The sequence below is a fragment of the Caballeronia telluris genome (assembly GCF_001544495.1).
Classification (GTDB): Bacteria; Pseudomonadota; Gammaproteobacteria; order Burkholderiales; family Burkholderiaceae; genus Caballeronia; species Caballeronia telluris.
Window position 1 is genome coordinate 175,726 of the sequence record NZ_FCNZ02000009.1, and the last position, 22,762, is coordinate 198,487.

Sequence of the window (22,762 nt, forward strand, 5' to 3'; positions counted from 1 at the left end):
ATGAAAGGCGACACGGACACGTCCCCGCAGCATCAAGACTGCTTTTGTTCCTGGATCTCGACGGGCGGCGGCTGGTTCGGGTCTCTCACCCATCGCCAGAACAGCTGATACCCGACTGCCAGCATCACGGGTCCGATGAACAGGCCGATCACGCCGCCCGTCACCATGCCGCCGAGCGCGCCGATCAGCACCACGGGCATGGGCACGGCGACGCCGCGGCCGAGCATCATCGGCTTGAGCACGTTATCGGCAAGCCCCGCGACGAACACATAGACCGAGAAGATGATCGTCATGACGTTCGCGCCTTCCGTGACGATCACGAAGGCGATCACGGGCACGGTGATCAGCGTGGCGGGCAACTGCATGATGCCGATCAAGAGCACCGCGAGCGCGAGCAGACCCGCGCCCGGAATACCCATGACGATGAACGCGACGCCGATGAGCAGCATCTGGATGAACGCGATCCCGACCACGCCCTGCGCGACCGCGCGAATGGTGGCCGTGCAAAGACCGGCGATCTGCGAGCCGTTTTCCGGGCCGAAGATGCGCGCGGCGATCTCCACTGCGCTCTTGTGGCCCAACGCGCCATACGCCATGAGGATGCCGGCGACGATCAGGGCCGCGAAGAACAGCAGCAGCCCCGCGCCGAGACCGGTAATGGTTCCGAGCAGCGCGAGACCGGCCTCCTTGAGTTGCGGCGCGAACTTCTGCGCGAGACCGGTGAGGTCCGTCGATGCCTGCTGCCAGAAGTCATGCACCTTCTGGCCGACCAGCGGCCAGCTCGCCACCGAGTCGGCCGGCGGCGGCACGTGGAATTCACCGCTTTTGAACATGTCCTTCGCATGCTCGATCGAATCGCCGACCGCGACGCCGAGCAGATAAGTCGGCACGAGAATGACGACGAACGCGATGAGGATGATGAGCGTGGCGGTCAGTCCGTCCTTGTTGGCGAACCTGCGCCGGAGTCTGGCTTGAAGCGGATATAGCGTGATGGCGAGGATCAACGCCCAGACCATGAGGTTGAGGAACGGGGCGAAGATCCTGAAACAGAACATGGCGAGAACAGCCACGAGCCCCGCGCGGATCAGGACATCAAGCAGTTCCTTGGACAGCACCCGCCGGCTCGTCGGTGTGAGCAGCATGACTTTTCTCCCGGCAGGTCACTTCGCGCATGTGCCGCAACCGCGCTTCACCGGTTACGCGCCGCAGCACCGACATCAGATATCGAGCTTGCTGACCTTGGTGCCTTCGAAGCTGAGATTGGCCATCAGGCCGGTGTTGGTCAGCACGTAACCGACGATGGGCGAATTCGTCGTCGCGGTGTCGAGTGCACCGTTGGCGCCCGTCTTCGCCACCGCCACCGAGCCATCCACGCCGGCCGTCCAGCCCTTGTCGCTCGTGCGGAATTTATTCAGCGCGTCGTCGGTCATGAACATGAGAAACACCGCCTTGGACTGGGCGCCGATCTGCAAGCCGAACGATGCGGTACTGGTCTTGTAATAGCCGACCGACGACCCTCCTGCGCGCAGCGCGCCTTCGCCATATTCGCCGCCGACCACGAGACCCGCGGCGATCACCGACGGAAAGACGAGAATGGCACGGGCCTTGGCGCCCTGCGCCTGCGCACCGGGCGTCGAACTGTACAGCTTGCTGAGCGCGGCATCGACAGCGGAGTCGATTTCACGGCGCTTGTTGGACGCTTCCGTCGGTGTCGAAGCCGTGTTGCACGCGGCCAGCGAACTAGCCATGGCGATGGCGGTCAGCGAAAAGAAGGTACGACGGTTCATGAAAGTCTCCTCGATTGAAATGCGGCCGATTGGGCTGTCGCGCACCGGAGATTGCCGCTCTCGTCTCGTGCAAATCACGCCGAACCGACAACAGCCGCTAAGCGGCCGTTGAACTTGTCAGGTGAATCTCGGAACAAAAACACGTCAGGTCAAGAATAGGACTGACACACGTCGGCAGGTATTGGACTTTGGTCCAAGGTCACGGAGGCGGCGTGAGCCGACGTGACGCAATGCTTGACCCGCTCGGGACGGAAAACCTGGCGCTCGTAATGCGATGAACTCGAAGGGAACCAGCGAACGTGATCTAAAACCGCCCGCGCCGGTCGCGTTCGTACATCGGGTCGGGCATCTTCTGCGTCTCGCGCAGGACGCCCTGATTGTCGAACGAGAAGTTGTAGATCAGGTGATCGATGTTGTTCTCCATGTACCGATATGACCACACCTGCCGGTCCGTGCGCTTGAAGTAGGCCGTCTCGAAGGGCTTGCCGAAATTGACGAGCACGTCGTTGCGCGTCCATTTTCCGACTTCGGCGCGATAGAACTCCGTTTCCCGCAGCATCTGGCGCACGCTCACCACCTTGCCCGACGCATCGACGTCCGCTGCGGTGGTCGTCGAACCCATCGGCTGGGTCGGCCACATCAGGCGCTTGCCGCCGTTCTGGAGGTCGTACGTTTCGCGCGGCGGTCCGAGGCGCGCGATCAGCGCAGACGAATCCTCGCCGGGCGCGACCTGCTCGTGCGGCTGCGCACAGGCGAAGAGCGCGAGCGCCCCGAACGAGACCAGCCAGCTTGCGAATCGAATCGACATGGGTTCTCTCCCGCAATGGCGCCGCGACGGATTCGGGCACTCGCCCGCTGCTTTCTCAATCGTATTCCAGGTATTGAAGCGCGCAGGAAACCACGATTTCGATATGTGCGCCGTTGCGTCGCCACGCGATGAATGCGCGCGAAACGGCGGAGCAGACATTTATGCCGATCGAATGACGGGCGAATAAAAGTCTTTGAAAAAGGCACTTTGATAACGCGATGAGCCTTTATACACTGTCCGTTAGTGCCAGCTTCCTATCTTGAGGAGGTTTGTCCCTCGTTGGACTTCACGCCATGGACAGTCAGAGTCCGTTGCCGGCTGAGGATTTCCAGCTTCTGTTCGAAGCGATACCCAGCCCGCTCTTGATGTTGCGGCCCGACTGCGCCGGGCTGCCCGGCATGAACGGCTACGAACTGCCTCGCGAACTTCGCGCCTTGTCGGGCGCCGAGGACGCCATCTTTGTCGCGTACACCGGATATGGTCAGGACGAGGACCGCCGGCGGTCGGACGAAGCGGGGTTCGCACATCATCTCGTCAAACCGGCCGGGATTCATGAATTGCAACGGGCGCTCGCCGATCATGGCGACTAGTCGTCTCGCGACCGTCACGTCGCGCAGAACCTTTCTCTCGATGATGCTGGCCTCGGCGGGCAGCGGCGTGCTCGCGGCGTGCGGCGGGGGCGGGGGCGGCCCATCCACGGACAACGTCGGCAAGGCGCCCCAGCCGGTTTCATCGGCGCAAGGTCTTTTCTACGGCATGAACGGCCACATGGGATTTGGCACCGGCATCTACAAGACGATGTCGGCTGCCGAGCAACTCGCCATCCTCAAGGATCTCGGCGTGACCAACTACCGCTGCGACGTCGCGGGCAGCGTCATGTCGCAGGTGCTCGCCGATGCGTTGAAGGGCGCGTTCGCGGGCAGCGGCGTCTCGATCCTGCCTATGCTCAATCCGTACTCGGCCGGCTGGGACTGGAGCAGCACGGAAGCGGCGGCGTACACGCTCGGCCACGACCTCGGAGCGAACTGCGCGCGCCCGCTGAAGGGGCTCGTGACGCACATCGAATGCGGCAACGAACTCGATGTGCCGCTCAAGATCGGCGGCGACGGCAGTCTCTCGTCCGACTGGAACCCGGCCTACTGGCCGTCGTTTCGCGGCGCTTTGCGCGGGATGATCGACGGCGTGAAGTCGATCGATCCGTCCATCAAATGCGGCGTCAACGTCGGCATTCCGATGGCCTATCGCGCGTTGCAGATGCTGTGGAACGGCATGTCGCCCGATGGCAGCGCAGCGGGCGTGTCGGGCGCGGCGGCACTGCGCTGGGATTTCACGAGCTATCACTGGTACAAGACTTCCGGCGACATCCAGTGCGGCGGGCGTCTCAACGCCTGCGTGGACGTGTTGCAGGTGCTGAAGGATTCGTTCGGCGTGCCGATCTGGCTGACGGAATGGGGCTGGGCCGGCAGCGGGGACACGCAGCAGTCGGCAGCCGACTATGTGACGAAGGCGCTCAAACAATACCGGTCGATCAGGGACAAGTACGGCATCGAATCGGTGATGATGTACTGTGTTATCGATCCGGACTACGGGCTGATCCAGGCGGACGGCAAGTTGAAGAATCCCGCGTATTTTGCGTTCAGGGACTTCGTCGCGGCGAATCCGGCTTGAGTCGAAAGGACTTTGGAAGAAGTGCATCGACGTTCACCAGGAGACGCATCATGTGTCGTTGGCTCGCGTACAAGGGCAACCCCGTTCAACTCGAAGCGGTGCTGTTCCGCGCCCAGCATTCACTGATCGATCAGAGCCTGCATTCACGCCTCGGCCATACGACCACCAACGGCGATGGCTTCGGCGTCGGCTGGTACGCGCCTGCGTCGGACACCCCGTTTCGCTATCGCTGCGTGCAACCGGCCTGGAGCGACCGCAATCTGCGGGAAGCCGCGCGCGCCATCCGTTCGCCGCTTTTCGTCGCGCACATTCGCGCGGCCACCGATACGCCCGCCCAGGAAACCAACTGCCATCCGTTTCGTTATGGACGCTGGCTCTTCATGCACAACGGCCTGATACGCGAGTACCCCAAGGTCAGACGCGACCTGATGCTCGCGATCGATCCGGCGCTGTTCGCGTCGGTAGAAGGTTCCACCGATTCCGAAGTCATGTTCTTCCTCGCGCTCACGTTCGGCCTGCAAGTCGAACCGGTTCAGGCGATCGAGCGCATGGTCGCGGTCATCGAGGCAACGGGGCGAAGACATGGCATCGAGCATCCGCTCAACATGACCGTCTGCGCGACCGACGGCGAGCAGATCGTCGCCGTTCGCTATTCGAGTGAGACAGAGTCACGCTCGCTCTTTCACAGTAATTCGTTTCGGCATTTGCGCGAACTGTATCCCGACGATCCACGCATCAAGGTGGCGGGCGACGACGCCTTTCTGGTCTTGTCGGAGCCGCTGGTCGACCTTCCCGGCGCATGGCAGGAGATACCCGAGAGCGCGGCGCTCGTCGCGCGCGGGTCGAGCGTCGAACATCGTGCATTCACGCCCGCGCTGCCGTGAGCAGACACATCGTCGGCCTCACCGGCGTCAAGCGCGCCGCGCGCCAATGGCTGCGCGAACGCGTGCGGCCCACGGTGAAACTGAACCGACGCTGGCCGCGCGCCGGCTAAAAGCAGCGCACACCGCGAACGCATAAAAAAGCCCTCACGTCGGAGGGCTTTCAAACACGCTACATCTTTCAAATCCTGTCGCGAATCATCCCGCTGAACAAACGACTCACGCGCCGAAATTCTTCGTGGCGAAGTCCCAGTTAACGATGTTCCAGTAAGCCTCGACGAACTTCGGACGCGCATTGCGATAGTCGATGTAATACGCGTGTTCCCACACGTCGATCGTCAGGACCGCCTTCGAGTCGGTGGTGAGCGGCGTGGCGGCGTTGCTCGTCGACACGATGTCGAGCGTGCCGTCCGCCTTCTTCACGAGCCATGCCCAGCCCGAGCCGAACGTCGCGATGGCAACCTTCGCGAATTCTTCCTTGAACTTGTCGTAGGAGCCCCACTTGGCGTTGATCGCGTCGCCGAGCGCGCCCGACGGAGCGCCGCCGCCATTCGGCGACAGGCTGTTCCAGAAAAACGTGTGGTTCCAGACCTGAGCCGAGTTGTTGAACACACCGCCCGACGACTTCTTCACGATCTCTTCGAGGGGAAGGTTCTCGAATTCGGTGCCCGGAATCAACTTGTTCAGGTTCGTCACATAGGTCTGGTGATGCTTGCCATAGTGGTACTCAAGCGTTTCTTCCGACATGTGCGGAGCGAGCGCGTTCTTGTCGAACGGCAGCGGCGGGAGCGTATGTTCCATGGTGCGAGCTTCCTTCTATGTTGATTTGTGGGGACTGTGAGGAGTGAGGCAGTGGAGCAATGGATTGTAGGCGAGTTGGGATAACCCCGCAAACCGCATGCCCTTTATGAGCAGGATCGCTTTCGGCGCCTTCTGTGCGGCGTAAATAATGCTCGACTGCCTCGTTCGAGAGGCGTCAAAAATACATTCGCGGATGCAGAAAACGCATCCTTCAAAACTCGTCGGAGAGACGCGGCTGCACGTCGGCGATGAGGACATCCGCGCTGCCTTCGGCGAGATGCACGGTCAGCGCGCGCTTCGGTTTCAGCGCGCCCGGCGCGCGCAATGCACGGCCCGTCTGCGTATCGATCAGCGCCGCGTAGCCGCGTTCCAGTGTGCGCCGCGGACTCAGCACCTGCAAGCGCGCCGACAACTCCGACACGCGCGCCGCCTCCCGCTCGTGACGCCTGCCTTGCGATGTGCGCAATCGCTGCGCCACCCGCATCAGATGCTCGCGTTCGGCGCCGAGATCCGGGCGCAGGCGCTGCCAGCGCAACTGCGCCATCGCAAAGCGGGCGCGCGCTTCGCGCGCCGGACGCGCACCCGCAGAGACGAGCCGCATCGCCAGTTGCCGAAGATGCACGCGCTGACGCTCAAGCCGCTCGGCCGGGCTCACGAGCCGTCGCGCGAGCCAGTCGAGTTGCTGCTCGCGGCGTTCCATCATGCGCCCGAACGCGCGCGCGAGCGCCGCGTGCCGGTGATCCAGATCGCGCAGCAGCAGCACGCGCTGCGGACTGACGAGTTCGGCGGCGGCAGTCGGCGTCGGCGCGCGGACGTCGGCGGCAAAATCGGCGATCGTGAAATCGGTCTCGTGCCCGACGCCGCTCACCACCGGCAGCGCGCTCTCCGCGATCGCGCGCGCGAGCACTTCCTCGTTGAACGCCCACAGGTCCTCGATCGATCCGCCGCCCCGGCACACGATCAGCACATCCACTTCGCGCCGCGCGTTCGCCGCCTCGACCATCGCGGCGAGCTTCGCGCCGACGCCCGCGCCCTGCACCGGCGCCGGATAGACGATGACCGGCACGTGCGGCGCGCGGCGGCAAAGCGTGGTCAGCACGTCGCGCAACGCGGCGGCCTGTAGCGACGTCACGATGCCGACCGCGCGCGGATGCGCGGGCAGCGCGCGCTTTCGTTCGGCGGCGAACAGGCCCTCGCTTTCGAGTTGCGCCTTCAGGCGCAGGAACGCTTCGAAGAGCCGTCCCTGCCCCGTGCGCCTCACCGCTTCGACATTCAACTGCAATTCGCCGCGCGGCTCGTACATCGTGACGAGCGCGCGCACTTCGATCTTGTCGCCCTCGCGCGGCGTAAATTCGGCGTACTGCGCACGGCCGCGGAACATGACGCAGCGCATCTGCGCCTGCGCGTCCTTGATCGAGAAGTACCAGTGACCGCTCGCGGCGCGCGTGAAATTCGACACTTCGCCCGACACCCACACGAGCGGAAACGACCGTTCGAGCAGGGTGCCGATCGCGCGATTCAGCGCGGAAACGGGGACGACGGCATCGCCGCCTGGCGATGACAGAGGATCGGAATTCATGGCAGCGCGGAGTGTTTGTAGACCTGCCGGACGATACGCCATTCGGCCAGGACACGTTAAAAAAGGACTCGGAGTGTAGCAAGTGTCCACACAGCAGGACTTACCGACCGGCGCTGCGAAGTCGCTCCGGAAGGCCGTAGCATGGAAATAAGTCGTTGATTTTGAAGGAGAATATTTATGGAACCGTTCGCATTGCCGGAGCAACTCTTTCCTGACGCGGCTTTGGGCGATTTCGGGCGCAAGTTCTTCACAGAGTTATCCACAGGTTGTGGATTCCCGCGCGGCGCGCTCCGGCCGGCCATTGCCGCCAGTTTTCGCGACTGGCGCGCGCGGCCCGCCCGCGCTAGAGTGCCGGGTTCGTGCACCGGTCGCGATCGCGAGCGGTCGAGCAAGTTTCTCGGAGATCCATGCCGATGCTGAATCCGTCGCACCCTTTCACGCCGGTCGTCCCTGCGCGCGTCCACGTCAACATCCGCGGCCGGCGGGCGGTCCATGTCTGATCTCAAGCCGCCGATCGAAACCTTCCTCGCGCGCGAATGGCGCAAGCGCGGCTACGTCGCGTGGGCGCTCACGCCGTTCGCCTGCGTGTTCGGCGCCATCGCCGCAACGCGCCGCGCGCTCTTCGACCTCGGCTGGATGAAGCGGGTCGATGTCGGCGTGCCGGTCGTGATCGTCGGCAACGTGACCGTCGGCGGGACCGGCAAGACGCCGACCGTGATCGCGCTCGTCGAGGCGCTACGCGCCGCCGGGTTCCAGCCGGGCGTCGTGTCGCGCGGTTACGGCGCGAAGATCGAAGCGCCGACCGCCGTCACCGCATCGAGTTCGCCGGACAAGGTCGGCGACGAACCGCTCCTGATCGCGCGCCGCACGCATGCGCCGGTGTACGTGAGCCCCGACCGCGTCGCGGCGGCGCAGGCGCTGCTGAAGGCGAATGCGTCGGTGGACGTGATCGTGAGCGACGACGGCCTGCAGCATTACCGGCTCGCCCGCGCGTTCGAGCTCGTCGTGTTCGACGACCGGCTCGGCGGCAACAACTTCCTGCTGCCCGCCGGTCCCCTGCGCGAACCGATGTCGCGACGCCGCGATGCGACGCTCGTCAACAGTCCCTACGAGCGCACGCTGCCGCCGTGGCCGAACACGTTCCCGCTCGACCTCTCGCCCGGCGACGCGTGGCTCCTCGACGATCCGTCCATGCGCCGGTCGCTCGCGCAGTTCGCGGGCGAGAGGGTCGTGGCGGCGGCGGGCATCGGCTCGCCCGAGCGCTTCTTCGCGACGCTGCGCGCGGCGGGCATCACGCCCGCGACGCGCGCCTTCCCCGATCACTACGCGTATCGCGAGAATCCGTTCGCCGGCATCGACGCCGACGCCATCCTGATCACCGAGAAGGATGCAGTAAAATTCGGGGCCTGGCGCGACGCGCGCATCTGGGTCGTCCCAGTGGAAGCCGTGCTGAAGCCCCGCCTCATCGCCCTAGTTGTGGAGAAACTCCGTGGACGCACGCCTCTTTGAAATCCTCGTCTGCCCGATCTGCAAGGGCCCGCTCAACTACGATCGCGCGGCGCAGGAGCTCATCTGCAGCGCGGACAAGCTCGCCTATCCGATCCGCGACGGCATCCCCGTGATGCTCGCCGACGAAGCGCGCCAGACCGTCGAAGGCACGCCCGTCGAGCCGCTCAAGCCCAGCGGCAACTGAGCGCCGCGACGATGAACGCTCCCGTCGATTTCGTCGCCGTGATTCCGGCGCGGCTCGCGTCCACGCGGCTGCCGAACAAGCCGCTCGCCGACATCGGCGGCAAACCGATGGTCGTGCGCGTCGCCGAGCGCGCGCGGCTTTCGGGCGCGCAGCAGGTGCTGATCGCGACCGACTCGCCGCGCGTCGTGGACATCGCGAAGGAACACGGGATCGACGTGCTGCAAACGCGCGCCGATCATCCGACCGGCACGGACCGCCTCGCCGAAGTCGCGACGCATTTCGGCTGGAGCGACGACACCATCGTCGTCAACGTTCAGGGCGACGAACCGCTGATCGACCCGCAACTCGTGCGCGATGTCGCCGCGCATCTCGCGGCGCATTCGTTGTGCGCGATCGCGACCGCCGCGCATCCGATCCACGATCCCGCCGACGTCTTCAGCCCGAACGTCGTGAAGGTCGTGCTCGACGCGCGGAGCGTCGCGCTCTACTTCTCGCGCGCGCCGATTCCCTGGTCGCGCGACGCGTGGCAATCGCGCTGGCCCGATGTCGCTGCGCTCGCCGCGCTGCCCGCCGTGCCGCCGAACGTGCTGCGCCACATCGGCCTCTATGCGTATCGCGCGAAATTCCTGCGCGTCTATCCGACGCTCGCGCAGGCGCCGATCGAAGAAGCCGAAGCGCTCGAACAATTGCGCGCGCTCTGGCATGGCGAGCGCATCGCCGTGCTCGTCACGCACGACGCGCCGCCGCCGGGTGTCGATACCCCCGCCGATCTCGCGCGCGTACAGGCGCTTTTCGAGCGAGGAAACTGACGCGCGAAGGCGCATGCCGCGTCTTCGGCACAAGTCGTGTAAACCCCCGCTCTCGCCCGAATAACGGGCATCACAGCCGTTTTTAACGGTCGCGATTATGACGAGCCGTGGCATAATCAAACGATTAGCGCGAGCCATCCGGTCAGCGCCACGCTCAACATCGCGCCGCTGTCGACTGGTGCCGCGCCGTCTCTCCGACCGGCCGCGCCGCCACGCTTGACGCCGCACGAGCGCGGCATCACCGGATGCATGTCAAGCCTCGCGACGCAGGTTTCAATACGATTCGGAGATATCACCATGCGTTTGATCCTGTTGGGCGCACCCGGCGCGGGCAAGGGCACCCAGGCAAACTTCATCAAGGAAAAGTTCGGCATTCCGCAGATCTCGACGGGCGACATGCTGCGCGCCGCGGTCAAGGCGGGGTCGCCACTCGGCGTCGAGGCGAAGGGTTTCATGGACGCCGGCGAGCTGGTTCCGGACACGCTCATCATCAATCTCGTGAAGGAACGGCTGCAACAGCCGGACTGCGCGAACGGCTATCTGTTCGACGGCTTCCCGCGCACGCTGCCGCAGGCGGAAGCCATGAAGCAGGCGAACGTCGCGATCGACTACGTGCTCGAAATCGACGTCCCGTTCGACGAGATCATCGTGCGCATGAGCGGACGTCGCGTGCATGCGGCGTCGGGGCGCACGTATCACGTGAAGTTCAACCCGCCGAAGAACGACATGGTCGACGACGTCACCGGCGAACCGCTGATCCAGCGCGACGACGACAAGGAAGAGACCGTGAAGAAGCGGCTCGACGTGTATGTCGCGCAGACCAAGCCGCTCATCCAGTACTACAACGACTGGGCGCAGCACGGCGGCGCGAGCGGCCTGAAGGCGCCGCAGTACCGGAAGATCTCGGGCCTCGGCAGCGTTGACGACATCCGCACGCGCGTGTTCGATGCGCTGAAATAAGCGCTTTCGTTTTTCGATTTGCATTGGCAAACCCGCTCTTCGTGAGCGGGTTTTGTTTTTCCGCGCGTGGAGAATCGAAGCCGCGCGAGCTGGCGGATACAATCGTCCGGCCTCAAAACACGCATAGCGACACTCAAGCCAAGGAGCGAGACATGGACATCCAAGACAACGTCTTTTTGATCACCGGCGGCGCATCTGGCCTCGGCGCCGCGACCGCGCGCCTCGTCACGGAACACGGCGGCAAGGTCGTGCTCGCCGACATGAACGAAGCGGCGGGCGAAGCGCTCGCGAAAGAACTGGGCGGCGTGTTCGTGAAATGCGACGTGAGTCAGGAAGCGGACGGCAAACAGGCCGTCGAGGCCGCGACGCAACTCGGCAGCCTGCGCGGCCTCGTGAACTGCGCGGGCGTCGCGCCGGCATCGAAGACCGTCGGCCGGGACGGCCCTCACCCGCTCGACCTGTTCGCGAAGACGATCGCCGTCAACCTGATCGGCACGTTCAACATGATCCGGCTCGCGGCGGCCGCGATGTCGAAGAACGAGCCGAACGCAGCGGGCGAGCGCGGCGTGATCGTCAGCACGGCGTCGGTCGCGGCTTTCGACGGACAAATCGGACAGGCGGCCTATGCGGCATCGAAGAGCGGCGTCGCGGGCATGACGCTGCCGATCGCACGCGACCTCTCGCGCAACGCGATCCGCGTGATGACGATCGCGCCCGGCATCTTCGAGACGCCGATGCTGCTCGGCATGCCGCAGGACGTCCAGGACGCGCTCGGCGCGATGGTGCCGTTTCCCTCGCGGCTTGGCCGGCCGGCCGAATTCGCGATGCTCGTCAAGCAGATCTTCGACAATCCGATGCTCAACGGCGAAGTGATCCGGCTGGACGGCGCGATTCGCATGCAGCCGAAATGAAAAACGGCGGCCTTCGCGGGCCGCCGTCTTCGTTCTCGCTGCAAGAGCGCTTCAATCGCCGTCGTGCTGGGTGCGCTGCCGGAGCTCGTGCAATTCCGTTTCGACGACGGTCGCGTCTTCCGCCTCGGGCCGGTCTTCGAGATAGCGTTGCAAATCTTCCAGCGCCGGGCGCAGGTAATCGAGCCGCGCGTACGCGAAACCGCGATCGCGCACTTCCTCGATGTTCTCGGGCAGCAGAATCACGAGCCGCTGCTGGACGGCGAGCAGCCGCTGCCAGCGCTCCGTTTGCAGATAGACGCTCTTCAGGTTGCGCAGCATCCGCGCGACGATTTCACGGCGTGTCGCCGGTTGCAGCAGCACGCGCAGCGCGCTCCCGAGCGATTCGCCGACGCGCTGCACATACGGCTCCAGCATCTCCACCATCTGCGATTCGGACAGATAGTGGCCCGTGGTCGGATCGAGCATCACGTCGCCGTCGGGCGCGCTGACGCGCAGCAGGAAGTGTCCCGGAAACGACACGCCGCGCACCGGAATGCCGAGCTGCTCGGCCATCTCCAGATAGATCACCGCGAGCGAAATCGGGATGCCGCGCCGGCGCTTCAGCACGACGTTCAGATGGCTGTTGTCCGGATCGTAATAGTCGTTGAGGTTGCTCGTGAAACCGAGTTCGCGGAAGAAATAACGATTCAGCACGCCGACTTTCTGCTTGATGTCGGCGTCCTCGGGCATGCGGCGGCGCACCCGCAGGACGAGTTCATCGACTTCGGCGAGCACGCCCTGCAAGTCGAGATCGGGATAGGCGTCCTGCGCCAGCGACAAAGCCGACTCCGTGAGCGGCAGCGTTTCGTCTTCCGCCACGAGCGAGCTGAAATAGTCGAGGATGCGCGTTGTCGTCATCAGAGCGTTCGCCTTCGGAAATACGCGTATTTAAAGCCCATCGCGGAGAGCATACCGAAATATAGCGCGGCGAAGATAACCAGGCTCGCTCCGAGCAGCACAATTCGTGCGAGCGGCGTCGCGCCCATGCCGATCCAGTCGAAGTTCGCCGACACCCAGTGCATCACGCCCGCGAGCACGAGACACGCGCCCAGCAGTTGCACGAAAAAGCGCGTCCAGCCCGCCGACGGCTGATAGATTCCGCGCCTGCGCAAGCCGAGGAACAACAAGAGCGCGTTGGCGAGCGCGCCGAGACCGATCGAAAGTGTCAGGCCCGCGTGCGAAAAAATCGGCACGAAAATGTAATTGCTGACCTGCGTCATCACCAGCACACCGACCGCGATCTTCACCGGCGTCTTGATGTCCTGTTTCGCGTAGAAGCCGGGCGCGAGAATCTTGATGAGGATCAGGCCGATCAGCCCGATGCCATACGCCGAGAGCGCCCGGCCGACCATCACGACGGAGTGCGCGTCGAACTTGCCGTAGTGGAAAAGCGTCGCGGTGAGCGGCTCCGCGAAGAAGAACAGCGCGACGGCGCTCGGCGCGGCCAGCAGGAACGTGATGCGCAGACCCCAGTCGAGGAGCGCGGAATATTCGACGGGATCGGCGTCGACGTGCGCTTTCGAGAGGCTCGGCAGCAGGATCGTGCCGAGCGCGGCGCCGAGGAGCGCGGTCGGGAATTCCATCAGGCGGTCAGCGTAATTGATCCACGAGACGGCGCCTTGCCCGATCTGCGAGGCGATATTCGTATTGATGATGAGGCTCAACTGGCCGACGGAGACGGCGAAGGTCGCCGGGACCATCTTGAGGAGTACGCGCTTCACGCCGGGATGCCGCAGCGCGCGAAAGAAATTGAGCCCGATGCGCGGGATCATGTCGATTTTCTTGAGCCCCGGCAGCTGCACGAGAAACTGCAAAACCCCGCCGACGATCACCGCGTATGCGAGCGCGAACACCGGCACTTTCAGGTGCGGCGCGACGAACACGGCCGCGCCGATGAACGAGACGTTCAGCAGCACCGGCGCGAACGCCGGCAGCGAAAACTGCTTGTAGGTGTTGAGCACGCCGGACGCGAGCGTCGTCAGCGAGATCAAGATGATGTAGGGGAACATGATCCGCGTCATCGAGACGGCGAGCACGTAAGCCTGGCCGTCGTGCTTCAGCCCCGACGCCACCGCGAACACCACCCACGACGCGCCCGCCGCGCCCGCGAGCGAGAGCACGGCGAGGCTCCAGGCGAGCACGGTGGACATCGCGTCGACGAGCGCCTTGGTCGGGTCGTGCCCTTCGGTATTCTTGAACTCCGCGAGGATCGGCACGAACGCCTGCGCGAACGCGCCTTCCGCGGACAGACGCCGCAGCAGGTTCGGTATTCGGAAGGCGACGTAAAAGGCGTCGGTGAACTGGCTCGCGCCGAAGGCTCGGGCGATCAGCGTTTCGCGGACCAGCCCGGTCACGCGCGACAGCAGCGTGAAGCCGCTGACCGTCAAAAGGGCGCGGAATAGATTCATGGGGCGCTTATTATACGGGCGGCGCGTGCCGGTCTCAGATCGGCTCCGCACAAAGACGGGAGCGGCGCCGCCGGCCCGCCCTACGAGGCCTCAGGCACCCGTGCGGTACGCGGCTCGAATCGGCGCTTGTCACATCTTGTGGTTGCTTGCTATACTCGTCGGTTTCGAAGCTCCGCAAAGGCAGCTTCACGTGTTTTTTCCACGATTTTTGCGCTCTTGGGCAATCGTTCCCGGGAGTTCCGATCAAAGCAGCGCGTAGGAAGCCACCTTCGCACTCTCGTCTGGTCCACGGCCAGAGCAGTAGCGAGCGGGGTGAACACTCGCTGACACAAGTAAACAGCTGGAACAGGATAAGGAACCGTCATGGCAAATACCGCACAAGCTCGCAAGCGCGCCCGTCAGGCCGCCAAAGCAAACTCGCACAACTCGGCACTGCGCTCGAAGTTCCGCACCGCCATCAAGGCAGTTCGCAAGGCGATCGACGCCGGCGATCAAGCCAAGGCTGCTGAAATCTTCAAGTCGTCGTCGAAGACGATCGACATCATCGCCGACAAGAAAATCGTTCACAAGAACAAGGCCGCTCGCCATAAGAGCCGCCTGGCTGCAGCCATCAAGGGTCTGCAAGCTCCCGCAGCCCAGTAATTCCGGCTCGCTGCCGGCTGTATCCGCCGCCGGGCGCGCATTCTCTGCGCACTTCCGGCGTTCGCGCGATTCAGCCGGCCGCTGCTTCCTGTTTCCGCTGTCGCAGCATCGAAAAAGCCCGCTTTCGCGGGCTTTTTTGTCGTCGACAGCGCGCCTTGAACCGTTCAGCGCTGATTCGTCTGCGTGCCGTGATGCGGCGGCAGTTCGCACGCTTCGGTGACCACCAGATCGTTGTCCTTCGCGAAGTTCATCACGAAATCGAATGCCATCGGTTCGACGTCGCGCAGGCGCGAGTCGAGGATCACCGTCTTCACGTTGCCGAGCATCGTCGGACGGACATACGACGAATATTGCAGGCGCGCATTCGGTCCCCTCGCCCCCGGCCCGAACGCCGACATCACGCCGCACAGTCGCTCCGACCAGTCGCTCGGGCGAAAGGTCTTTCCGCTCTTGGTCACGCCTTGAATGAAGTACTCGGTTGGGGTTGCTTCGGCCATGTAGGAATACCTGTTTGACGGCCGGCTGGCACGCCGGCGAACACGCACGCATCATGCACAAACCGCGTCGGCGGGCGCTGCCGATGCGGTTTCATCGGATACGGCCTTTCGTGGTTCTGTCGGTTCCGGGCTCGTGGTCTCGGCCGGACCCGCTTCGGACATCCGGCGCGACGCTGCATCTGAAAAAGCGTGCGCGTCATGCGCATTGGATCGCGCGTTTCGGCCAGTCGAACCTGCGCCGCGAACACGCGTTGGAAGCTGCGAAATGTCAGTGATGTGTTGAAAAAACCAGCGCAATTATACAGCAGCGGCCTTCTTTCCGCAGTGCACCCAAACGGCCGGATGCCCTGCTCTCGCGCCCTGCGGCGCGGTTCTGCGCGTTTTGGCCAACTCGTCAAACAGGGCGAAATCCTTTATGCTCAAATGTGATACCACCAACGACGGCGGCGCCGTCCGGCTCATTCCGGGCCGGGTCGAAGCCGCCGTATGCGTTTCATGACCTCCAAAAAAATTCGCCACTATCTGCAGTTCAAGGATTTCTCGCTCGACGATTACGACTACGTCCTCGAACGCGCGCGCATCCTGAAGCGCAAGTTCAAGAGCTACGAGACCTATCATCCGCTGCACGACCGCACGCTTGCGATGATCTTCGAAAAGAATTCGACGCGCACGCGTCTTTCGTTCGAAGCCGGCATCTTCCAGCTCGGCGGCCACGCGGTGTTTCTCAGCACGCGCGACACGCAGCTCGGTCGCGGCGAGCCGATCGAGGACGCGGCGCAGGTCGTCTCGCGGATGGTCGACATCATCATGATCCGCACGTTCGGGCAGGAGATCATCCAGCGTTTCGCCGAGAATTCGCGCGTGCCGGTGATCAACGGTCTGACGAACGAATATCACCCGTGTCAGGTGCTCGCCGACATCTTCACGTACTACGAGCATCGCGGGCCGATCCACGGCAAGACGGTCGCGTGGGTCGGCGACGCCAACAACATGCTCTACACGTGGATCGAGGCGGCACAGATTCTCGGTTTCAAGCTGCGGCTCTCGACGCCGCCGGGCTACAAGCTCGACCGAGCGCTCGTCCCGGACGAAAGCGCGCCGTTCTACGAGGAATTCGACGATCCGAACGACGCCTGCGCCGGCGCCGACCTCGTCACGACGGACGTATGGACCAGCATGGGTTTCGAGGCCGAGAACGAGGCGCGCAAGAAGGCGTTCGCCGACTGGTGCGTCGATGCCGAAATGATGGCGCGCGCCAATCCGGACGCGCTTTTCATGCACTGCCTGCCCGCGCATCGCGGCGAGGAAGTGAGCGCGGAAGTGATCGACGGTCCGCAGAGCGTCGTCTGGGACGAGGCGGAAAACCGTCTGCACGTGCAAAAGGCGCTCATGGAGTACCTGCTGCTCGGAAAGCTTAATCACTGATTCGACGCGAGCTTCAACGTCAAAACCCGCCGGCAACGGCGGGTCTTGACCTTTTGGCGCAGCGCTTCAGAGACAGACCGGCTCGGCTTCCAGTTCGACGTCGAAGCGCGCGAGGACATCGCGTCTGATTGCGGCCGCGAGTTCCAGTACTTGCGCCCCGGTCGCGCCGCCGCGATTGACGAGCACGAGCGCCTGCCGGTCGTGCACCGCCGCGCCGCCGATCGAGCGCCCTTTCCAGCCGCAGCGGTCGATCAACCATCCCGCTGCGAGTTTCGCCGATCCATCCGGCTGGCGGTACGAAACGACGCCGGGTTCGCGTGACCGGAGGGTTTCGAACGCCTCGGCGCTCACCACCGGATTCTTGAAGAAACTGCCCGCGTTGCCGAGCACGGTCCAGTCGGGCAGTTTCGCCCGCCGCACCGCGACGACCGCATCGAAGATGGCCTGCGCATCGCGCTTGCCCGAGCCTTCGAGCGCGCGCGCGACGTCCGCGTAATCCGCGCGCGGCGTCCACGCTTTTGAAAGCCGGAACACCACCGACGTGATCACGAACCGCCCGCGTCCGGCCCGCTTGAAAAAGCTGTCGCGATAACCGAATGCGCACGCGTCGCGGTCGAAGTCGTGCGCAACGCCTGTCGCCAGTTCGATTGCTCGCAGACGCTCGAAGCGCTCGCCCATTTCGAGCCCATACGCGCCGATGTTCTGGATCGGCGCGGCGCCCACCGTGCCCGGAATCAGCGCGAGATTTTCGAGCCCGGGCATGCCCTGGGCGAGCGTCCACGCGACGAAGTCGTGCCAGTTCTCGCCCGCGCCGGCTTCGACGAGATACGCGTCGCCGTCTTCGCCGATCACGCGCTTGCCCGGAATGCCGACCAGGAACGCGACGCCGTCGAAGTCGCGCGTCAGCACGACGTTGCTGCCGCCGCCGAGCACGAGCCGCGCCAGGTTCGCGATGCGTTCGTCGCGCGCGAGCGCCGCGACTTGCGCTTCGCTTTCGAGTTTCATCGCGTAACGCGCGCTCACGTCGAAGCCGAACGTGTTGTGCGAACGAAGCGAGTAGTGGTCGACGAGGGACGGGAGCATGAAAAACCGCGTGCGGAGAAGAGGCGTCCTTGGGCAAAGCGGGACGCATCGGTAGAATGGCGATGGTCCGTGATTATAGCGAGTGCGCGGGTGCGTTTCCGCGCCTCGCCTCAACGAAGGGGAATGCAGATGCCATCGTTTGACGTCGTCAGCGAAGCAAACATGATCGAGGTGAAGAACTCGATCGAGCAGTCGAACAAGGAAATTTCCACGCGCTTCGACTTCAAGGGTTCCGACGCGCGCGTCGAGCAGAAGGAGCGCGAACTGACGCTCTACGCCGACGACGACTTCAAGCTCGGTCAGGTGAAGGACGTGTTGCTGTCCAAAATGGCGAAGCGCAACGTCGACGTGCGTTTTCTCGACTACAAGAAAATCGAGAAGATCGGCGGCGACAAGGTGAAACAGGTCGTCGAGATCAAGAAAGGCGTGACGGGCGACCTCGCGAAGAAGATCGTCAAGCTCGTGAAGGACAGCAAGATCAAGGTGCAGGCGAGCATTCAGGGCGATGCGGTGCGCGTCTCCGGCACGAAGCGCGACGACCTGCAAAGCACGATCGCGATGCTGAAGAAGGACGTGACGGACACCCCGCTCGACTTCAATAATTTCCGCGACTGAGGCCTGCGCCGCGCATGAAGAAGCCGCCTTGAACTGACCCCGCAAAGTTGGACAGTTTTCGGCTAGGGCCGCGAGGGCTGAGTCCTGTACATCACGGGACTCAGCCCGTTTAGCTTGAGCTTGATGCGTTTGTGGTTGTAGTAGTGGATGTACTGTCTGATGCCTGCCTTGAGCGCCTCGACGCTGTCAAACCGGTTCAGGCGGAAGAACTCTGACTTGAGCGTGCCGAAGAAGCTTTCCATTGCCGCATTGTCGTAGCAGTTTGCCTTGCGCGACATGCTCTGCGTCAGACCGTGTTGATCCAGCAGCCTTCGGTAAGCCGGCATCTGGTACTGCCAGCCCTGATCCGAATGCAGCATCGGCCTGTCCTGAGCGCCTAGTTTTGCCAACGCTTTCCTGAGCATGCCGCCAACCAGTTCGAAGACCGGGCGCGTGTTCATCTGATAGGCCACGATCTCGCCGTTGTACAGATCCATGACCGGTGAGAGATACAGTTTCTGCCCCAGCACGTTGAACTCCGTCACGTCCGTGACCCACTTCTGATTGGGCTGCTGCGCGCTGAACTCCCGTTTCAGCAGGTTCGACGCAATACGCCCGACTTCGCCGCGCCAGGCGCGGTATTTCTTCACCCACACCACCGACTTCAGTTGCAGCTCGCCCATCAGACGTTGCACCTTCTTGCGGTTGACCGTCTGGCCCATCTGCCGGATCGCCGCCGTGATACGCCGATAGCCATACCGGCCCTTGTGGCGTTCATACACCGCCTTGATCCTGGACTTGAGGTCCTTGTGCCGGTCGCCGGCGCCCATCACCTTCAACTGGTAGTAGAACGTGCTGCGCGCCAGACCCGCCGCCTTGAGCAACGCCGGCACCGGGTGGTGCTGTCTGAGATCCTGCACTATTTGCGCTTTTTCTTTGGCGCGCCCTGCTTGTTCCCCTGAAGCAGGGCATCGAGCTTTTTTAGGTACGCCACCTCCGCGCGCAAGTACTCGTTTTCCTTGAGCAACTGCTCACGCGTGCGTTCATCTGGCGCACGCTCTTCGGTCGGCTTGTCGGGTGCTGGCTGGGTCATGGTTTTGCGGCGGCCTCGACGACGAGGCGCCAGAGCGTCGATACCGCCATCATGATACTGGCGTTCCCATTTCGCGATGCAGCTCGGGCTGCGAATGTCGAACACCGCGGCCACCTGCCGATACGACAGCTCCTTTTTCCACATGCGAGTGAGGACCGACATTCTAAACTGCGCATCATAGTGATGGTATTTCTTGCGCAATCCGTCACGGCCATGATGCTCATACGTCGCCACCCAGCGCTGCAAATCCGCGCGACTCACGCCGTGCCGATCAGCAAGCCTGCGCGTCCCGACGCCGCCCGCCAGATACTGCTTCACCAATTCAAGCTTTAACTGCTCACTGTACTTCGCCATGAAAAACACCCCAAAGGTTGGATCAGTGTCCAACTTTTGGGGTGCAGTTCACCTCCGGGCGGCTTTTCTTTTGCTTATTGCCCCGCCTGCGCGGCCCGCTTCTTGTCACCGATGCGGCTTTCCTGCCCGTTGAGCAGCTTCTTGATATTGCCGCGATGGCGCCAGATCAACAGCGCGCTCATTGCGGCGACCGCGAGCGAAATGCGGCTCGGCCCGAACAAAAACACCTGGAAGAACGGCGCGAACACGGCCGCGACGAGCGCGGCGAGCGACGAATAGCGGAAGAAAAACGCGATGATGAGCCACGTCAACAAGGTGGCGAGCCCGAGCGCGGGATGGATCGCGAGCAGCACGCCGGCCGCCGTCGCCACGCCCTTGCCGCCCTGGAACCGGAAGAAGACCGGGTACAGGTGGCCGAGAAACACGGCGATCGCCGCGAGCGCGATGGCCGTCGAGTCGAGGCCGAAACGCGCGCCGAAATGCACGACGAGCCATACCGGCAGCCAGCCCTTGAACGCATCGCCGAGAAGTGTCAGGACGGCCGCGAGCTTGTTGCCGGTGCGCAGCACGTTGGTCGCGCCGGGGTTGCCGGAGCCGTAGGAGCGCGGATCGGCGAGACCCATCACGCGGCTCACGACGACGGCAAACGAAATCGAGCCGATCAGGTAAGCCGCGAGCGCGACGATCAGATTGTTCATGGGTTCAGCTCATTCAACAAGGCGGGAGTGGCGCGCATTTTAATCGACGCTCGCGCACTGCACGGGTTTCGCGCGCAATAGCTCGGTCAGCACCGACGGCCTGATGCTCACGAGATAGCCGCGCCGCCCGCCGTTCAGGTAGATCGTGTCGAGGTCGAGGATGCTCGATTCGACGTACACCGGCATCGCCTTTTTCGTTCCGAACGGCGACGTGCCGCCGACCAGAAACCCGCTGTGCCGGTTCGCGACTTCCGGCTTGCACGGCTCGATGCGCTTCGCGCCCGTCTGCCGCGCCAGGTTTTTCGTCGAGACGGTGCGGTCGCCGTGCATCAGCACGATGAGCGGCTTCGAGTGCTCGTCTTCCATCACGAGCGTCTTGACGACGCGATGTTCGTCGACGCCGAGTTGCCGCGCCGATTCCTCGGTGCCGCCGTGCTCGACATAGTCATACGGATGCTCGCCGAATTCGACCTTGTTGCGGCGCAGGAACTGCGTCGCGGGCGTTTCGGACACGTGTTTCGCTTTGGACATGTGCGCATTGTAGCGGCGGCGATTGCCCTCCACCATCGGCCGAACGGCCTATTGCGCGCGTCATCGCGTGCGTGGCACGATCGTTCGAAAGGGTCGTCTAGCCGCGCGGATGATGCTGCTGATGAAGCGTCTTCAGCCGCTCCCGCGCGACGTGTGTATAGATTTGCGTCGTGGAGATGTCCGAGTGACCGAGGAGCAACTGCACGACGCGCAGGTCCGCGCCGTGATTGAGCAGATGCGTCGCGAACGCGTGCCGCAGCGTGTGCGGCGAAAGCGGCGCGTTCACGCCGCCCGTCAACGCATGGCGCTTGATGATGTTCCAGAACTGCTGGCGCGTCATGCCCTCGCCGCGCCCGGTGACGAAGAGCGCATCGGCGGCACGCGCGCCGAGCAGTGCGGGTCGCGACTCGCGCAGGTAGCGGTCGATCCAGCCGTGCGCGGTTTCGCCGAACGGCACGAGCCGCTCCTTCGAGCCCTTGCCCATCACGCGCAGCACGCCGTCGTTCAGGCTGATCTCGACGGTCTTCAGCGTGACGAGTTCGGTCACCCGCAGGCCGCTTGCGTACATCAGTTCGAGCATCGTGCGATCGCGCAGGCCAAGCGGTGTCTCGATGTCCGGCGCATGCAGCAGCGCTTCGACTTGCGATTCGTTGAGCGTCTTCGGAAAACGCGGCGGCTGCTTCGCGGAGCGCAGCTTGAGCGTCGGATCGGCGGCGGCGCGGTGTTCGCGCAACGCCCAGCCGTAGTAGCGGCGAAACACGGAAAGCCGCCGGTTCGCGGACGTCGCCTTGTCGCCGCGGCGCACGGCCATATAGCGGTTCAGGTCGGCTTCGGTCGCGCTGTCGATCGAGCCGCCGCGTGTCTTCGCGAGCCAGTCGCCGAAGAGCGTGAGATCGCGCCGGTAGGCTTCGAGCGTGTTTTTCGCGAGGCCGTGCTCCAGCCAGAGCGCGTCGCAAAAGAGATCGATCGATGCGTTGCTCGCGGTGAATTCCGGAGTCTGCGTGGCTTCGGTGAGTTCGGTGCTCATGCGATCTTGACGCCTTCGTGCGCCAGCAGCCAGCGCTTGATGTCGGTGAAAAAATTCTGGCCCGCATGATGCGCGAATCCGCCGAGCCCGTTCGATCCCACCACGCGATGGCACGGCACGACGATCGGCAGCGGATTCGACCCGCACGCCTGCCCGACCGCGCGCGGCACGCTGTCGATCGATTGCGCGAGCTGGCCGTAGGTCCAGACTTCGCCGGGCGGGATACGGCTGATCGCGCGCCACACGCGCCGCTGGAACGCGGTCCCGCGCGACGCGAGCGGAAGGTCGAAATGCATCGAGGCCTCTTCGAAATAACGGTGAATCTGCGCGGCAGCCTCGCGGGCGAGCGGCGTATCCGGCGCGAAACCGGCCGTCGACGCCGGCAGGTAGACGATCTCGCGCACGAGCGAAGCCTCGGTCCGGATGCCGATCTTGCCGAACGGCGCATCGATTATCGCGTTGAACATCATCGCA

At 63.8% G+C, this 22,762-nt stretch carries 25 protein-coding genes; 11 read left to right on the forward strand and 14 right to left on the reverse strand.

The window, feature by feature from the left end; genetic code table 11:
* Nucleotides 1-32: 32 nt before the first annotated feature.
* The 3 genes from AWB66_RS13985 to AWB66_RS13995 all read right to left on the reverse strand — a co-directional run bounded on the left by AWB66_RS13985 (nucleotide 33) and on the right by AWB66_RS13995 (nucleotide 2,595).
* Nucleotides 33-1,142, reverse strand: coding sequence for an AI-2E family transporter (locus tag AWB66_RS13985; protein ID WP_087630871.1), 1,110 nt, complete (start codon nucleotides 1,140-1,142; stop codon nucleotides 33-35).
* 75 nt (nucleotides 1,143-1,217) lie between these two features.
* Nucleotides 1,218-1,787 carry a BPSL1445 family SYLF domain-containing lipoprotein gene (locus AWB66_RS13990; RefSeq protein WP_087630872.1) on the reverse strand — a complete coding sequence of 190 codons (570 nt, stop codon included), beginning with the start codon at nucleotides 1,785-1,787 and terminating at the stop codon, nucleotides 1,218-1,220.
* A 304-nt stretch (nucleotides 1,788-2,091) separates the two neighbouring features.
* Nucleotides 2,092-2,595 carry a hypothetical protein gene (locus AWB66_RS13995; protein ID WP_087630873.1) on the reverse strand — a complete coding sequence of 168 codons (504 nt, stop codon included), beginning with the start codon at nucleotides 2,593-2,595 and terminating at the stop codon, nucleotides 2,092-2,094.
* Nucleotides 2,596-2,888: 293 nt separating this feature from the next.
* Here AWB66_RS13995 and AWB66_RS14000 point away from each other — a divergent pair, with 293 nt between their 5' ends.
* From AWB66_RS14000 to AWB66_RS14010, 3 genes are read left to right on the forward strand one after another with little or no spacing between them, the layout of a single operon-like run.
* A complete protein-coding gene (locus AWB66_RS14000) occupies nucleotides 2,889-3,185 on the forward strand; it encodes a response regulator (protein WP_087630874.1) in 297 nt (98 codons plus the stop codon).
* Complete coding sequence (locus AWB66_RS14005; RefSeq protein ID WP_087630875.1) at nucleotides 3,175-4,263, forward strand: glycosyl hydrolase; 1,089 nt, start codon at nucleotides 3,175-3,177, stop codon at nucleotides 4,261-4,263. Before AWB66_RS14000 ends, AWB66_RS14005 begins: the two co-directional genes overlap by 11 nt.
* Before the next feature lie 50 nt (nucleotides 4,264-4,313).
* On the forward strand, nucleotides 4,314-5,147 hold the full coding sequence (locus AWB66_RS14010) for a class II glutamine amidotransferase (protein WP_087630876.1): 834 nt from the start codon (nucleotides 4,314-4,316) through the stop codon (nucleotides 5,145-5,147).
* Between the two features lie 216 nt (nucleotides 5,148-5,363).
* Here the strand turns inward: AWB66_RS14010 and sodB are convergent, their stop codons facing one another.
* Nucleotides 5,364-5,945 (reverse strand): superoxide dismutase [Fe], encoded by a 582-nt coding sequence (gene sodB, locus AWB66_RS14015; protein ID WP_087630877.1) that lies wholly within the window; start codon nucleotides 5,943-5,945, stop codon nucleotides 5,364-5,366.
* A gap of 211 nt (nucleotides 5,946-6,156) precedes the next feature.
* Nucleotides 6,157-7,524 carry an exodeoxyribonuclease VII large subunit gene (gene xseA / locus AWB66_RS14020; protein WP_087630878.1) on the reverse strand — a complete coding sequence of 456 codons (1,368 nt, stop codon included), beginning with the start codon at nucleotides 7,522-7,524 and terminating at the stop codon, nucleotides 6,157-6,159.
* 492 nt (nucleotides 7,525-8,016) lie between these two features.
* Here xseA and lpxK point away from each other — a divergent pair, with 492 nt between their 5' ends.
* From lpxK to AWB66_RS14045, 5 genes are all read left to right on the forward strand, one after another.
* Complete coding sequence (gene lpxK / locus AWB66_RS14025) at nucleotides 8,017-9,033, forward strand: tetraacyldisaccharide 4'-kinase (protein ID WP_087630879.1); 1,017 nt, start codon at nucleotides 8,017-8,019, stop codon at nucleotides 9,031-9,033.
* Entirely contained in the window at nucleotides 9,014-9,217 is a 204-nt protein-coding gene (locus AWB66_RS14030; protein WP_087630880.1) for a Trm112 family protein, read from the forward strand. The genes lpxK and AWB66_RS14030 overlap by 20 nt, the downstream gene beginning before the upstream one ends.
* An 11-nt stretch (nucleotides 9,218-9,228) precedes the next feature.
* Nucleotides 9,229-10,026 carry a 3-deoxy-manno-octulosonate cytidylyltransferase gene (kdsB, locus tag AWB66_RS14035; RefSeq protein ID WP_087630881.1) on the forward strand — a complete coding sequence of 266 codons (798 nt, stop codon included), beginning with the start codon at nucleotides 9,229-9,231 and terminating at the stop codon, nucleotides 10,024-10,026.
* Between the two features lie 297 nt (nucleotides 10,027-10,323).
* Nucleotides 10,324-10,986 carry an adenylate kinase gene (gene adk, locus AWB66_RS14040; RefSeq protein WP_087630882.1) on the forward strand — a complete coding sequence of 221 codons (663 nt, stop codon included), beginning with the start codon at nucleotides 10,324-10,326 and terminating at the stop codon, nucleotides 10,984-10,986.
* A gap of 152 nt (nucleotides 10,987-11,138) precedes the next feature.
* Entirely contained in the window at nucleotides 11,139-11,897 is a 759-nt protein-coding gene (locus tag AWB66_RS14045; protein ID WP_087630883.1) for a 3-hydroxyacyl-CoA dehydrogenase, read from the forward strand.
* A 51-nt stretch (nucleotides 11,898-11,948) separates the two neighbouring features.
* Here AWB66_RS14045 and AWB66_RS14050 read toward each other — a convergent pair whose 3' ends face one another.
* Together AWB66_RS14050 and murJ are read right to left on the reverse strand one after the other, a co-directional pair.
* Nucleotides 11,949-12,794: a SirB1 family protein gene (locus AWB66_RS14050; protein WP_087630884.1), complete on the reverse strand. Its 846-nt coding sequence runs from the start codon at nucleotides 12,792-12,794 to the stop codon at nucleotides 11,949-11,951.
* Nucleotides 12,794-14,344, reverse strand: coding sequence for a murein biosynthesis integral membrane protein MurJ (murJ, locus tag AWB66_RS14055; protein WP_087630885.1), 1,551 nt, complete (start codon nucleotides 14,342-14,344; stop codon nucleotides 12,794-12,796). The genes AWB66_RS14050 and murJ overlap by 1 nt, the downstream gene beginning before the upstream one ends.
* A gap of 363 nt (nucleotides 14,345-14,707) precedes the next feature.
* Between murJ and rpsT the strand changes: the two genes are divergently transcribed.
* Nucleotides 14,708-14,986, forward strand: a complete 279-nt coding sequence (rpsT, locus tag AWB66_RS14060) for a 30S ribosomal protein S20 (RefSeq protein ID WP_062632653.1) — start codon at nucleotides 14,708-14,710, stop codon at nucleotides 14,984-14,986.
* Between the two features lie 164 nt (nucleotides 14,987-15,150).
* On the opposite strand, the gene AWB66_RS14065 is transcribed toward rpsT, so the two are convergent.
* Nucleotides 15,151-15,483, reverse strand: a complete 333-nt coding sequence (locus tag AWB66_RS14065) for a DUF3579 domain-containing protein (protein ID WP_087630886.1) — start codon at nucleotides 15,481-15,483, stop codon at nucleotides 15,151-15,153.
* Between the two features lie 495 nt (nucleotides 15,484-15,978).
* Here AWB66_RS14065 and argF point away from each other — a divergent pair, with 495 nt between their 5' ends.
* On the forward strand, nucleotides 15,979-16,908 hold the full coding sequence (gene argF / locus AWB66_RS14075; protein ID WP_087630956.1) for an ornithine carbamoyltransferase: 930 nt from the start codon (nucleotides 15,979-15,981) through the stop codon (nucleotides 16,906-16,908).
* Between the two features lie 66 nt (nucleotides 16,909-16,974).
* On the opposite strand, the gene murB is transcribed toward argF, so the two are convergent.
* Nucleotides 16,975-17,991, reverse strand: a complete 1,017-nt coding sequence (gene murB, locus AWB66_RS14080) for a UDP-N-acetylmuramate dehydrogenase (protein WP_087630888.1) — start codon at nucleotides 17,989-17,991, stop codon at nucleotides 16,975-16,977.
* A 129-nt stretch (nucleotides 17,992-18,120) separates the two neighbouring features.
* Between murB and AWB66_RS14085 the strand changes: the two genes are divergently transcribed.
* Complete coding sequence (locus AWB66_RS14085; RefSeq protein ID WP_087630957.1) at nucleotides 18,121-18,606, forward strand: YajQ family cyclic di-GMP-binding protein; 486 nt, start codon at nucleotides 18,121-18,123, stop codon at nucleotides 18,604-18,606.
* Between the two features lie 62 nt (nucleotides 18,607-18,668).
* Here AWB66_RS14085 and AWB66_RS14090 read toward each other — a convergent pair.
* The 5 genes from AWB66_RS14090 to AWB66_RS14110 form a co-directional block, all read right to left on the reverse strand.
* A protein-coding gene (locus AWB66_RS14090) for an IS3 family transposase (protein WP_087630958.1) occupies nucleotides 18,669-20,032 on the reverse strand; the annotation gives its coding sequence in 2 pieces (ribosomal slippage) (nucleotides 18,669-19,570 and nucleotides 19,570-20,032; 1,365 coding nt in all).
* A 74-nt stretch (nucleotides 20,033-20,106) separates the two neighbouring features.
* On the reverse strand, nucleotides 20,107-20,730 hold the full coding sequence (gene plsY / locus AWB66_RS14095; protein ID WP_087630889.1) for a glycerol-3-phosphate 1-O-acyltransferase PlsY: 624 nt from the start codon (nucleotides 20,728-20,730) through the stop codon (nucleotides 20,107-20,109).
* 39 nt (nucleotides 20,731-20,769) lie between these two features.
* Nucleotides 20,770-21,261 carry a Cys-tRNA(Pro) deacylase gene (gene ybaK / locus AWB66_RS14100; protein WP_087630959.1) on the reverse strand — a complete coding sequence of 164 codons (492 nt, stop codon included), beginning with the start codon at nucleotides 21,259-21,261 and terminating at the stop codon, nucleotides 20,770-20,772.
* A 97-nt stretch (nucleotides 21,262-21,358) separates the two neighbouring features.
* Nucleotides 21,359-22,288, reverse strand: a complete 930-nt coding sequence (xerD, locus tag AWB66_RS14105; RefSeq protein WP_087630890.1) for a site-specific tyrosine recombinase XerD — start codon at nucleotides 22,286-22,288, stop codon at nucleotides 21,359-21,361.
* A complete protein-coding gene (locus AWB66_RS14110) occupies nucleotides 22,285-22,755 on the reverse strand; it encodes a methylated-DNA--[protein]-cysteine S-methyltransferase (protein ID WP_087630960.1) in 471 nt (156 codons plus the stop codon). Before AWB66_RS14110 ends, xerD begins: the two co-directional genes overlap by 4 nt.
* Nucleotides 22,756-22,762: the final 7 nt, after the last annotated feature.